This is a genomic window from Streptomyces sp. B3I8, from assembly GCF_030816915.1.
In the GTDB taxonomy this organism is placed as follows: Bacteria; Actinomycetota; Actinomycetes; order Streptomycetales; family Streptomycetaceae; genus Streptomyces.
Genome location: NZ_JAUSYN010000002.1, coordinates 7,358,358 through 7,370,001, shown reverse-complemented (window position 1 = coordinate 7,370,001; position 11,644 = coordinate 7,358,358). Strand labels below are relative to the sequence as shown.

The following is an 11,644-nucleotide window of genomic DNA, read 5'->3' as shown; positions in this document are numbered from 1 at the left end:
CAGCCGACACGAGGGGAGGATCCGGTATGACCCGCATCGTTCTCGTCTCCGGCAGCCTCAGGCGCCACTCGTTGAACAGTGCGTTGCTGGCCACGGCGCAGCGCGTCCTGGATGAGCACGACGGGGTCCGTACGTCCGTGCTCGACCCTCGGTCCCTCCCTCACTTCGATCACGACCTCGACGTCGACGGCGGCCCGTCGCCGGTCGCGGCGGCGCGCGGTCTCGTCGGCGCGGCGGACGGTCTGCTGATCAGTACGCCGTCGTACAACGGCGCTCCGCCGGGCGTGCTGAAGAACGCCCTCGACTGGCTGTCCCGGCCGGAGGCGGGATGTGTGCTCGCCGGCAAGCCGGTGGCCGTCATGAGTGCCTCCACAGGGTTCCACGGCGCCGCGGAGGCGCAGGAGATCCTGCGGGACGTGCTCGACGGCGCCGGAGCCGATGTGCTGGACCATCCGGTGCTGGCGGTCGCCCGTGCCGACCAACTGCCGCGCCGCGGAAGAGAGCTGGCGGACCCCGCGCTGCTGGCCCCGCTGCGGGCTGTCGCCGACGCGCTGCTGTCCGCCGCCCGCCCCGTACCGGTGGAGCGACCCGAAACGACCCCCGACAGCCGGACCCGCGGCCCCGCCACCCCGGCGCGCTGAGCCCGGCCGGCCCCCCGAACCACTCAACGGGTGCGAGTGATCCGCCCGTTGAGTCGGCAGGAGCTATTCGAGGAGGGAGGTGACTGACATGACCAAGCCCATTCGCCGCTACGCCAGGGCCGCCCGCTAGTCACAACGGTCGCTCGGGGGTGTTCAGCCGGAAGAACACCCCCGAGCGCTGTCGGCGCCGGCCGGCCGGAACTCCCGGGCACCCCCCATCACAAAGCTACGCCGCACGCAGGCCTGGAGGATTTACACCCATGGAAATGCCCAGCCGGACGGTCCGCATACTACACATCGGAGACGGCACGCTCCTGGCCACGGACGTCGCGGGCCGGATCCACCTTCTCGACGAGGACCTCAACCTCCTGCGGTCCTCCCTGGTGGTGCCCGACGGTCAGCCGATCTACGCCGTGGCGGTCTCCGGCGACCACGTGGTCACGAAGGACAAGTACGGCGGGATCGGCCGCTGGTCGCTGCCCTCGCTGGACCTGCTGGACCACATCGACGCGACCCGGCTGTGCGACGACTCGCTGATGCCGGGAGAGGTGCCCTCGCCCGTCGTCAACCGCGGGCTCGGCATTCTGAACGACAAGGTCTACGTGAACAACGGCTACCTGCAGCTGGTGGTCATCGACCTGCCCACCTTCCGGGTGGAGCGGATCGTTCCGTCGATGAGCTCCGACTACCTGGAGTGGTTCGACTTCGGCCACCCCCGTCTGCACGCGGTCACGGACAAGAAGGGGCAGCTCTTCCTCGGCGACGTCGAGAAGCAGGAGTTCCCCGTGCGGGTCCAGGTGGACGACCACTCCAATCTGCACCGCGTCGTCTGGGACCACCGTCACGAGCGCTTCTGGGTCACGCAGGACCAGGGCGCGGGCGAGACGGGGAACAAGGCGAACGGCATCGTCACGCTCACGGACGACGGCCGGGTCCTGGAGAGCGTGGCCTTCGCGACGGACGACGTCGAGGTCATGACGTTCTCCCCGGACCACCGCTGGGTGTACACGGGCGGGTTCGACGGCGAACTGTACGCCTTCGACAACAGCGGGCCGGACCTGAGGCTGGACCGCATGGTGGCCTCGTTCCCCCACAACATCAACGACTTCACGATCTCGGACCGGTCCGACCGCCTGTTCGTCCTGACCCAGGACGGCGTCATCACGGCGCTCACCCCCGACGGCACCCGGGTGGCGCGCAACTCCTTCCGCCACCAGTCCTTCTGGGACCTCCAGGCCGACCCCGGCCGGCCCGACCGGCTGCTGGCCGCGGTGGACGAGGGCGTGGCCGAGCTGTTCGTCGAACGGACGGGCGCGCCCGGCGAGATCGGCGTGCGCATAGCCGCGCAGCACGACCACCGCCTCGGCCTCACCCGCCGTGTGGTGCCGCTCGAGGACGGCGGCTGGCTCGGGGTCACCCGGGAGAACCTGGCCTTCCGGGCCGGACCGGACGGCGCGTTGGTGTGGAAGGCGGCGCCGGGCGGCAGGCTGTCGACCGTCTCCGTCGACCCGGACGGTGCGCGGGCGCTGGTCACCTGCAACATCGGCGCCTACGAACTCGACGTCGAGACGGGCGAGACGGTGGACACCTACGAGGTCGACAACGCCCCCATCTGGGCGGGGACGTACACCCCGGACGGTGACCTCCTGCTCGGCGGCCGCAACGGGGTGTTGCGCCGCGTCGACCGCGACACGCACACCGACCGCTGGGTCTCGTTGCTCGGCGAGGAGGCGTACTGCAAACGCTTCCGCTTCGACGGCGACCGCGTCTTCGTTCTGGGCGGTGACGGCGTGCACGAGATCGACCCGGCCACGGGGACCGTGCTGCGGGTCTACTCGGAGCTGCTGGAGAACACCGCCGAGGACGCCGCCCTGGTGGACGGCCGGCTCTACGTCACCACCTACGGCCAGCAGTTGGGGGTGTTCTCCGACCCCCTTCCGCCCGGTACGGCCGAACCCGAGATGCTGGGACTGCTCGAGCCGCTGCCCGACTTCGCCAAGGTCGCGCACGCCGTGCGCAGCGCCGACGGCACGCCGTACCTGCTGGTCGGCGGGCGCGGTGGCTGGCTGCGGACGTACCGTCTGACGAAGGAAGGGCCGGAGCGGGTGCGCGACCAGTACCTGAGGCCCGTGGACCCCGGCCGCCTGGACCGTGCGTGACGCTCGAGAAGCCCGCGGCCGCGGCCTCACTGTGGCGGCGGCCGCGGTTCGTCTCCTTCAGCGCGGGCGTGTTCGCGAACAACATCGGTGACGGCATCTACGCCGTCACCCTGCCCCTGCTGTCGTACGACCTGACCGGGTCCCTGCACGTCATGGCGCTGCTCAGCGCGGTGACCCCCGTCTCCCTGCTGCTCAGCGGTCCCCTGCTCGGGCATGTCGCCGACCGGTACGGGACGCGGGCACTCGTCCTGTCGGGTCTCGCGGTCCAGTTCCTCGCCGTGCTGGTGCTGATCCTGGTGCTCGACAGCGACATCCGTCCCGGTGCCTGGCTGCTGGTGCTGTGCGAGCTGAGCGTCCAGTTCGGCGGCGCGACGTACCGCAGCGGCTGGTTCGCCAGCCTTCCGGCGCTCTTCCCCGACCAGCCGGGGCAGGCGCGCGGTCTGCAGTCGGCGTCGTTCCGGATCACCACGGTGCTCGGTCCGCTGCTGGCCGGCGCCCTGCTGGGGCCGCTCGGTTACGTCGGCCTGCTCTGGGTGAACCTGGGCAGCTTCCTGGTGCCCGTGGGGGTGTGGCTGGCGGGGGTGCGGCCGCCCCGCAAGACGGAGGACCACCAGCCGCACGACGGGTTCGCCCGGTCGATACTCGCGGGCTGGCGGGTGCTGCGGAGCAGCCGGGCGGTGTTCACCACGATGGTGCTGGTGGCGTTCGTCGAGATGCTCGGCGGTACCGGGAGCCAGGCGCTGTCGGTGTTCTACCTGCGCGACGAACTCCGGTTGTCCGGCGGCCGGGTGGAGATCGTCCTGACGGTGGTCAACCTGTGTGCCGCGGGGGGCGCGCTGTGGGCCACCCGGATCGCCGGCGAGGGCTCCCGGCTGCGCATGGGGCCCATCGCGCTGGGCACACTGCTGACCGCGGCGGGAAGTCTGGTGCTGATGACGGCCGGGGCGGCGGTGGCGGTCACGCTCGCGATGGTCGGGCTCTTCGGCGCGTACAGCGTCCTCAATGTCGCGGCCGAGGTGCTGCTGTACCGGACGATGCCCGCCGAGTACATCGGACGGTTGTGGGGACTGTGGCGACTGGTATGCGGCGGCGCCGAGGCACTGGGACCCCTGGTGATCAGCACGAGCAGCAGTGTGCTCCCAGTCAGAGGTGTATTCCTCGTGCTCGGCGTGATTGCTATCCTCCCGGTGTGCTGGCTGCTGCTGCATACCCGTACCGGTTGGGACTCTCTGCCACCGCCTTCCGGCACGCAGCACGCCGGCTCGGTCTCCGGCCCGCAGGACGCGGCCTGACCCGCCCGGGCAGACGCCCGCTGCGCACGGCGGACCCCCCGCCGTCGCGGGACACCGACCACAGCGTCGCCTCGCACCCCCTCCCCCCACAGCGAGGACTTCGCGCCGCTGCCCGGCACGCATGCGGCACCTCACGTCCGCACACACGGGGATCCGGACGAAAGATAAGGTCGTTACGTGACAGTTCAACAGCCCGGTATTCGCCTCCTGTTACTCGGGCCTCTCGAAGCATGGGACGAGGAACGTCGGATACATCTCGGGGGCACGCTCAACGAACGGGTACTGGCGGTTCTGCTGCTGGAACAGGGGCGGGTCGTCTCGGTCTCCCAGCTGGTGCAGGCGGCGTGGGCCTACGAGCCCCCGGCGACGGCCTCCCATCAGATCCGCAAGGCCGTCGGCGAACTGCGCCGGCGCATCCCCAACGGCGGTGCCCTCATCGCCACCGAACCGTCCGGCTACCGGATCCTCCTGGACGAGGGTCAGCTCGACCTCGCCCTCTTCGCCGCCCACGAGGACCACGCCCGGCGGTCACTGGCCGCGGGCGACCGGGCCGAGACCGCCCGGCAGTTGGAGGCCGCCCTCGCCCTCTGGCGCGGCCCCGCCATGCCGGACTCGGGCAGTGCCACCATCGACGCGGCATGCGCCCTGCTGGAGGAACGCCGGCTGAGCGCCCTGGAGTCGCTGGCCGACCTGCGGCTGTCCACCGGTGAGGCCGCAGGGCTCATCGGCGAGTTGCGTCACGCCATCGCCGCCCACCCCTACCGCGAGTCGCTGCGCCACCGGCTGCTTCTCGCCCTGTACCAGGCGGGCCGGCAGGCCGAGGCCATCAACGAGTACGCCAACACACGCACGTTCCTCGCCGAGGAACTCGGCATCGACCCGAGTCCGGAACTGTCCGCCCTGTACCAGGCGATCCTGCGCAACAGTCCCGAACTCTCGGTCGTGTCCAAACCGGCCCAGCCCGCGGGTGTGCCCTCCGGGCCGGCCGCGCCCGCCCAGGGCATCGAACGGCCCTGCCCCTTCCCCTATGTGCCCGACGACTTCACGGGCCGTACGGCCGAGATCGACAGGCTCGTGCAGGCCGCGACCCGCACCGCCGACCGCTCGCCCCGCATCGCGGTGATCGACGGCATGGCCGGCTCCGGCAAGACGGCGCTGGCCGTGCACGTCGTCCACCTCCTGGCGGAACGATTCCCCGACGGCCTGATGTACCTCGATCTGAAGGGATACTGCCGGGACGAGGAGGAGGTCGGCCTGTCCTCCGGCCTCGAGATACTGCTGCGCTCCCTGGGGCTGCCCGAGGCGGAGATACCCGAGGACATGCGCGGGCGCCTCACCCTGTGGCGCGCGAGGACCTCCGCCCTCAAGCTGCTGGTGCTCTTCGACCACGTCGGCGATCCCGACCTGGTGCACCGCCTGCTGCCGCCGTCGCAGGACAGCTTCGTGCTCGTCACCAACCGCTCGCAGCTCATGGACCTCGACGGCGCGGAGAGCATCTCGCTGGGACCGCTGTCCGAGGCGGAGAGCACCCGGCTGCTGAGCAGTTCCATCGGCTGCTCCCGGGCGGAGGCGGAACCGGAGGCGACGGCCGAACTGGCCGGACTGTGCGGGTACTTGCCGCTGGCCCTGCGGATCGCCGGCGCCCGGATCCGGAAGCGGGAGCACTGGACCATCCGCTACTTCGTGGACCGGCTCCGCAACGCGGACAACGTCCTCGACGAACTGCGCATCGGCTCGCGCAGTGTCGCGGCCTCGCTCGCGACCTCCTACGAGGCCCTCCCGCCGCGGATACGCGGCCACTTCCAGTTGCTGAGTCTGCGTCCGGCCTCCGACTTCGACGTGGAGTCCGCCTCGACCCTGCTCGGCATCGGCCCGGCCACCGCCGAGCGGACCCTGGAGTACCTGGTGGACATGCATCTGCTGCAGCAGAAGGGGCTGGGACGCTACGGTTTCCATCCCCTCGTGCAGGCCTTCGGCCGGAGTCTGCCCGACGACCCGCTCGGCCGGAGGCCGACGAACGGCTCCCCCGTGACGCTGACCCGCATCACGATACGTCCGGCGTCGTAGTACGTCCGGTCGCACGGCCGCCGCTGCGGGCAGCCGTGCGTGCCGTGTCCGTCCCGCCCCGGTGGCCCCCTGCCGCCGGGGCGCCGCCGTGTGGGCGGGGGCCGTCACGGCCCTCGCGTCGCCGGTGGCAGGCGGGACGGCTTCAGGAACCGCTCGGGACCGCTTCGGGACGCGGGCACCGGAACGTTGAACTCCGCCAGCGCTTCACGTCATGGCCCCGCCCCTCAGGCGGTGTTGTCCCCGGCGTCGAGGAGACCACGATGACCAGGATTGTCCTCATCTCAGGCAGCCGGCGGCTCCGTTCACTCAACACGGCGGCCCTCGCCACCCTCGAAGGGATACTCAGGGAGAGTGCCGAGCCCGTCGACACGCACGTACTCGTCCCCGACGACCTCCCTTTCTACGACGAGGACGCGGACGCGGAGGGCCGGGCGGCCGACGCCGTGGAGCAGGCCCGGGAGCTGGTGGAGTCCGCCGACGCGGTGGTGATCAGCACCCCGTCGTACAACGGCCTGATCTCCGGCCTGCTGATGAACACGCTGGACTGGCTGTCGCGCCCCTGGCACGCGGGGGCGCTGGCCGGCAAACCGACCGCCGTCCTGAGCGTCTCCACCGGAGCCCGCGGCGGCGTGGACGCCCAGCCCGTCCTGCGCGCGGTCCTGGAAAGGGCCGACGCGGTGCTGATGGACGGGCCGCGGATGGCGATCCCCTTCGCCGACGCCCTGCCGCAGACCGGGGGCCGCTTCACCCAGCAGGGCGTGCTCGCCGAACTGACCGCGTTCGCACACGCGGTGATCACCCACGCGAGCCGACGCCCCGACACCGCCGGCCTGAGCCAGGAGCACGTGACCGTCGCACCCCTGCCGGATCCCCCCGTGACGGCCCTCACCACACCGGACGGGCCTGCCGAACCGGCTGAACCGGCTGAACCGGCTGAACCGGTCGAGCCGGCCGACCGGGCCGCCTCCGGGAGCACCAAGTCCGGACATGCCTGGAGCGTGCCGAGCCCGGCCAGGATCCGGCAGAGCGTGCGGGTGCCGCTGCACCAGGGGCTGGGCACCGTCCTGCAGGCCGACCTGATGACCTTCACCGGCCTCGCCGACGTCGGCGAGCACCTCGCCGTGCGGCTGGGTCCCCCGGCCGAGGTGCCGCTCGTGCGCGTGCACTCCGAGTGCCTCACGGGCGAGGTGTTCGGCTCCGCACGCTGCGACTGCGGGCCCCAGCTCGCCGAGGCGCTGCGCGCGATCGACGACGCCGGAGGAGTGCTGCTGTACCTGCGTCAGGAGGGCCGGGGCATCGGCCTCTACAACAAGCTGGACGCCTACCACCTCCAGCAGCAGGGCCTCGACACCTACGAGGCCAACCGTGCCCTCGGACTGGACGACGACCTGCGCGACTACGCGGTCGCGGCCCAGATGCTGGGCGCCCTCGGGCACAACGAGATCGACCTGCTGACCAACAACCCCGACAAGCGCGATCAGTTGCTCAGGTACGGCATCAAGGTCCGTGACACGGTCTCCACCGGGGTCTTCGCCAACCCCTACAACACCGGTTACCTCAGGGCCAAGGTCGTCCGCACCTCGCACACCATCCAACTGAAGGGCTCGGCATGATACGTCACCATGGTCCCATCAGCGGCATCGCGGCCTTCGGCGGAGAACTCGTGGCGACGGCCGGCTACGACAACCAGGTCATCCTGTGGGACGCCGCCGAGCGCCGCCCGCTGGCCCGCGCCCACCACGACCACCTCGCCAACCACGTCGAGTTCAACGCGGACGGCACCCTGCTGCTCACCGCCTCCAGCGACTACACCGCCCGGGTGTGGTCACTGCCCGACCTGAAGCTGCGGACCGTGCTGAGCGAGCACCGGGACGACGTCGACATGGCGGCCTTCCACCCGAGCAGGCCGCTCGTCGCGACCGTCGCCCGGGACCACCTCATCCGCGTCCACGACCTCGACACCGGGGCCGTCGTCGCCCGGCTCGAGGGGCACACGGCCGACATCCTCTCCGTCGCCTGGCTGGCCGACGGCACGGAGCTGGTGACCTCCAGCGACGACGGCACGGTCAAGCGGTGGTCCCTGGAGACCCACGCCATGACGGGCGACGTCGATCTGGGGGACGCGGAGACCGACACCATCGCCATCACTCCCACCGGGGTGATCTACGCGGGCAACGACAACGGCGAGATCGTCACCATCACCGGCTCGCGCACCACCCAGCACCGCGCCCACGAGGCCGGCATCAAGCGGCTCGTCCACCACGCCGCCACGCAGTCCCTGGTGAGCCTCAGCTACGACCGCACGCTGCGGGTGTGGGACTGTTCGGGCACCGACGGCGAACCGGTCCTGACACACACCACGGAGTTCCCCGCCGAGGTGTGGCCCCGTTCCTGCGCGTTCCTGGACGACCGCACCGTCGTCTTCGGCACCTTCGGCACCGCCTACGCCACGTACGACCTGGACAGCGGGACATGGGACCTGACGGGCGTCGAACGGACGCGCTGCCTGAACGCGATCACGGCCGCCGCGGACGGGGTGTGGACCACCGGGGACGCGGGCGTCGTGTGGCGGGACGGACAGCAGGTCGCCGTCACGGGCAGCCTGTGCAACTTCCTGATCCCGGTGGGCGACCGCATGCTGACCGGCGGTCAGCTCGGCCGGCTCTTCGACGCCGCCGACGGCCGGACGCTGTTCCAGCACCGTTCGCCGCTGAACTGCGCGGCGGTCTTCGAACGGGACGGGGTGCCGCATGTCGTGGTGGGCGCCTACACCGGCGAGGGCCTGGTCTTCTCCGTCGGCGAGCAGGTCCGGCACGTGGCGACACTGCCGCTGCACACCAACCCGGTCAAGGACGTGGCGATCTCCGGCGACACCCTGTTCGCCGTCTGCGCCGACACCTCCGTGTGCTGGTTCTCCCTGACCGACTTCGAGGAGACCGGGCGCGTCGAGAAGGCGCACGACCAGATCGCCAACGGGTGCGCGGCGCTGGACGAGGGGGCCTTCGCCAGCGTGGGCAGGGACCGCACGCTGCGCGTCTGGCGCGGCCGCACCAGCCGGGCGACACCCACCCCGCACGACCACTCCATCAAGTGCGTGGCCGCCTCCGACGACGGCCGGTTCGTCGCCAGCGGCTCGTACGCGGGCACGGTCGCCGTCCGCGACCTGCGGACCGACACCTGGTCGTACGTCGGCAGGCCGACCGCGGCCGGCATCTCCTGCCTGTGCTACGACCCCGCCAAGGGGCAGTTCCTGGCCTCCTCCTACGACGGTTCCGTGCACGAGGTCCCGACGGGCGAGAGGATCGCCGCATGAGTACCATCACCCCGCCACCGGTCGATCCGCACGCCCTCGACGACCGCGCCACGATGGGCCTGCCCGCCTCCTTCGTCCCGCGGGTCGACGAGGCCGAAGCGAACAACCGGGCGCGGCTGCTGGCCTTCCGCGGCTCGCGCGACCTCGCCCGCACCGTCGAGGACCCGGCCGCGGAGTTCCTCACCCGGCTCGCCGCCGGACGGCTGCTGGCCCTGCTCGGCGACCCCCGGATCGTCCCCGACGACCCCGCGATGGTCGACGTGCCCGCGGCGCGCGTGCGGCTGGGGCTGCCCGCGGACCGGGTGGACGCGGTGACCGCGCGGTGGCACCACGTGGGCGTGGTGCGGGACTGGATCGCCAAGGAGGCCCCGCAGTACGAGGCGGACGTGCCGGCGTTCCGGATCGGCCGTTACCCGGTCACCAACCTGGAGTACCACGCCTTCCTGGTGGCGGAGCCGGACGCCGCTCCCCCGCCTTCGTCCTGGCGGTTCGGCGGCTATCCGGCGGAGCTCGCCAACCATCCGGTGTGGACGGTCGCGCCGCAGGACGCGGAGCGCTACGCGGCATGGCTGGCGGCGCGCACCGGGCGGTCCTTCCGGCTGCCGACGGAGGCCGAGTGGGAGTACGCGGCGGGCGGCGGGGACGGACGGGCCTACCCGTGGGGCGAGGAGATGGACCCCGAACGCGCCAACACGGTGGAGCACGGCCCCCTGTCCACCACTCCGGTCGGCATGTACCCGGCGGGCCGCTCCCCGTTCGGCGCCGCCGACATGGGCGGCAACGTGGAGGAGTACGTGTCCGACGACTACCGCCCCTACCCCGGCGGCGAGACGATCGAGGACGACCTGGGCGGCCGGGCGGCGTACCGCATCGCCCGCGGCGGCAGCTTCACCCGCTTCGCGGACCTGGCCCGCTGCCGCCGCCGGCACGGCTGGTACCACCGGGACATGTACGCCATGGGCTTCCGGCTGGCCGAGTCCTGAGGTGCTCCCGCGGTTCCCCGCGCCCCTTCTCAGGGGCGCGGGGCCGTGTCGACATGCGGCTGCGCCGCGTGGGCGCGGTCCTGCCGGGGGTCCGGGGGCGTAGCCCCCCCGGGCCGGAACGGGAAGGAGCGGCGGGGGCGAAGGAAACCGCCGCCCGGATGCCGCTCCCCCGCACCGGTTCAGGGAACCAACACGATCCTGCCGAACACTGTTCCCTCGTCCATCGCCCGGTGGGCCTTCGCCGCGTCCACCAGCGGCAGCACGTCGTGCACGACCGTGCGCAGCTCCCCCCGTGCGGCGTCGGCGAACTGCGCCGCCCGCACCTTCTGCCGGTCGGCGTTGGGCACGGTGTCCAGGCTGAGGGTGGCGAACGTCAGGGACTTGCGGAAGCCGTCCAGCAGCCGGGTGCCGAAGTCCGCCGGGGGCTGTCCGGCGACGACGCCGACGATCACGTACCGGCCGTTGGGGTTCAACCGGTCCACGATCCCGGGAAGACCGGGGCCGCCCACGACGTCGATCACCACGTCGAAGCCCTCGGGCGCGTCCGCGCCGCCCTCGCCGGAGCGGTCCAGGACATGCGTCGCGCCCAGGTCGCGCAGGCGCTCGCCGCGCTCGGCCGACGAGGTGGTCACCGCGACCGCGCCGGCACCGCGACCGGCCGCGAGCTGGACCGTCGAGAGTCCGATGCTGCCCGCCGCACCGCGCACCAGTACGCTCTCGCCGGGGGCGGGACGGGCGCGGTCCAGGGCGAAGTGGGCGACGACGCCGGAGCTGCCGAGTGTCACCGCGTCGGTGGCGGTCAGCCCCTCGGGCAGCGGGAGGACGTCCTCGACCGCGGCGACGGCCCGCTCGGCGTACGCGCCGGTCAGCCCCGTGAACGCCCATACGCGCCGCCCCACCCATGAGGCGTCCACGCCCTCCCCGACCGCGTCCACGGTGCCCGCGGCCTCGCTGCCGAGGAGGTGCCCCTCCTTGAGACCGAGGCCGCCGATCGTGGCCCGGCGGATCACGGCGTCGACGCCGCCGACCCCGATCGCCTCGGTCGTGATCCGCACCTGCCCGGGGCCGGGGGCGGGCACCGGCAGGTCGACGACCTCCAGCCCTTCGGGCGCCCCGAACGTCCTGATCACAACGGCCTTCATGTCACCACTCCTCGTTCGACGGAACGGCCGGGCCCGCGACCCTTCCC

At 72.0% G+C, this 11,644-nt stretch carries 8 protein-coding genes and 1 pseudogene; 8 read left to right on the top strand and 1 reads right to left on the bottom strand.

The window, feature by feature from the left end:
• Positions 1-26: 26 nt before the first annotated feature.
• The 8 genes and pseudogenes from QFZ64_RS34505 (at position 27) to QFZ64_RS34470 (ending at position 10,455) form a co-directional block, all read left to right on the top strand.
• The gene (locus tag QFZ64_RS34505; RefSeq protein WP_307071423.1) at positions 27-641 is read left to right on the top strand and encodes an NADPH-dependent FMN reductase; all 615 of its coding nucleotides are present in this window, start codon (positions 27-29) and stop codon (positions 639-641) included.
• 260 nt (positions 642-901) lie between these two features.
• On the top strand, positions 902-2,800 hold the full coding sequence (locus QFZ64_RS34500; RefSeq protein WP_307071422.1) for a PQQ-binding-like beta-propeller repeat protein: 1,899 nt from the start codon (positions 902-904) through the stop codon (positions 2,798-2,800).
• Positions 2,797-4,092, top strand: a complete 1,296-nt coding sequence (locus QFZ64_RS34495) for an MFS transporter (RefSeq protein ID WP_307071421.1) — start codon at positions 2,797-2,799, stop codon at positions 4,090-4,092. The genes QFZ64_RS34500 and QFZ64_RS34495 overlap by 4 nt, the downstream gene beginning before the upstream one ends.
• Positions 4,093-4,269: 177 nt before the next feature.
• Positions 4,270-6,159: a BTAD domain-containing putative transcriptional regulator gene (locus QFZ64_RS34490; RefSeq protein WP_307071420.1), complete on the top strand. Its 1,890-nt coding sequence runs from the start codon at positions 4,270-4,272 to the stop codon at positions 6,157-6,159.
• Between the two features lie 260 nt (positions 6,160-6,419).
• Positions 6,420-6,863, top strand: a pseudogene (locus tag QFZ64_RS34485) (NADPH-dependent FMN reductase); the annotation flags it as partial.
• A 294-nt stretch (positions 6,864-7,157) separates the two neighbouring features.
• Positions 7,158-7,772, top strand: a complete 615-nt coding sequence (gene ribA / locus QFZ64_RS34480; RefSeq protein ID WP_307071971.1) for a GTP cyclohydrolase II — start codon at positions 7,158-7,160, stop codon at positions 7,770-7,772.
• Positions 7,769-9,472: a WD40 repeat domain-containing protein gene (locus tag QFZ64_RS34475; protein ID WP_307071418.1), complete on the top strand. Its 1,704-nt coding sequence runs from the start codon at positions 7,769-7,771 to the stop codon at positions 9,470-9,472. The genes ribA and QFZ64_RS34475 overlap by 4 nt, the downstream gene beginning before the upstream one ends.
• On the top strand, positions 9,469-10,455 hold the full coding sequence (locus QFZ64_RS34470; protein WP_307071417.1) for an SUMF1/EgtB/PvdO family nonheme iron enzyme: 987 nt from the start codon (positions 9,469-9,471) through the stop codon (positions 10,453-10,455). Before QFZ64_RS34475 ends, QFZ64_RS34470 begins: the two co-directional genes overlap by 4 nt.
• Positions 10,456-10,634: 179 nt before the next feature.
• Here QFZ64_RS34470 and QFZ64_RS34465 read toward each other — a convergent pair whose 3' ends face one another.
• Positions 10,635-11,597, bottom strand: a complete 963-nt coding sequence (locus QFZ64_RS34465; protein WP_307071416.1) for a zinc-dependent alcohol dehydrogenase family protein — start codon at positions 11,595-11,597, stop codon at positions 10,635-10,637.
• Between the last annotated feature and the right edge of the window lie 47 nt (positions 11,598-11,644).

Excerpts from the sequence above, each read along its gene's own strand:
- QFZ64_RS34470 (WP_307071417.1), top strand. The coding sequence starts at position 9,469 with ATGAGTACCATCACCCCGCCACCGGTCGATCCGCACGCCCTCGACGAC.
- QFZ64_RS34505 (WP_307071423.1), top strand. The coding sequence starts at position 27 with ATGACCCGCATCGTTCTCGTCTCCGGCAGCCTCAGGCGCCACTCGTTG.
- QFZ64_RS34465 (WP_307071416.1), bottom strand. The coding sequence starts at position 11,597 with ATGAAGGCCGTTGTGATCAGGACGTTCGGGGCGCCCGAAGGGCTGGAG.
- QFZ64_RS34475 (WP_307071418.1), top strand. The coding sequence starts at position 7,769 with ATGATACGTCACCATGGTCCCATCAGCGGCATCGCGGCCTTCGGCGGA.
- QFZ64_RS34500 (WP_307071422.1), top strand. The coding sequence starts at position 902 with ATGGAAATGCCCAGCCGGACGGTCCGCATACTACACATCGGAGACGGC.